This window comes from Slackia isoflavoniconvertens, from assembly GCF_003725955.1.
GTDB lineage: Bacteria > Actinomycetota > Coriobacteriia > Coriobacteriales > Eggerthellaceae > Slackia > Slackia isoflavoniconvertens.
In genome coordinates this window covers 1-1,011 of sequence record NZ_QIBZ01000036.1, presented here as the reverse complement: position 1 = coordinate 1,011, position 1,011 = coordinate 1, and the positions used below count along the sequence as shown (strand labels likewise).

General features: G+C 63.0%; 1 rRNA gene. It reads left to right on the top strand.

Annotated elements, in window-relative coordinates:
• Positions 1 to 3 precede the first annotated feature (3 nt).
• Positions 4 to 1,011, top strand: a 16S ribosomal RNA gene (locus tag DMP05_RS09625); the annotation flags it as partial.

Below are 1,011 nucleotides of genomic sequence, written 5' to 3'. Positions count from 1 at the left end.
CTTTCCACGGAGAGTTTGATCCTGGCTCAGGATGAACGCTGGCGGCGCGCCTAACACATGCAAGTCGAACGAGTAAGACGCCTTCGGGCGTGGATAGAGTGGCGAACGGGTGAGTAACACGTGACCAACCTGCCCCCTCCTCCGGGACAACCTCGGGAAACCGAGGCTAATACCGGATACTCCGGGCACCCCGCATGGGATGCCCGGGAAAGCCCTGGCGGGAGGGGATGGGGTCGCGGCCCATCAGGTAGACGGCGGGGTAACGGCCCACCGTGCCCGCAACGGGTAGCCGGGCTGAGAGGCCGATCGGCCACATTGGGACTGAGACACGGCCCAGACTCCTACGGGAGGCAGCAGTGGGGAATTTTGCGCAATGGGGGCAACCCTGACGCAGCGACGCCGCGTGCGGGACGAAGTCATTCGTGACGTAAACCGCTTTCAGCGAGGAAGAACCATGACGGTACTCGCAGAAGAAGCCCCGGCTAACTACGTGCCAGCAGCCGCGGTAATACGTAGGGGGCGAGCGTTATCCGGAATCATTGGGCGTAAAGCGCGCGCAGGCGGGCTTTCAAGCGGCGGCGTCGAAGCCGGGGGCTCAACCCCCGGAAGCGCCCCGAACTGGAAGCCTCGGATGCGGCAGGGGGAGGCGGAATTCCCGGTGTAGCGGTGAAATGCGCAGATATCGGGAAGAACACCGACGGCGAAGGCAGCCTCCTGGGCCGGCATCGACGCTGAGGCGCGAAAGCTGGGGGAGCGAACAGGATTAGATACCCTGGTAGTCCCAGCCGTAAACGATGGACGCTAGGTGTGGGGGAGGAATCTCCTCCGTGCCGAAGCCAACGCATTAAGCGTCCCGCCTGGGGAGTACGGCCGCAAGGCTAAAACTCAAAGGAATTGACGGGGGCCCGCACAAGCAGCGGAGCATGTGGCTTAATTCGAAGCAACGCGAAGAACCTTACCAGGGCTTGACATATCGGTGAAGCCGGAGAGATCCGGTGGCCGAGAGGAGCC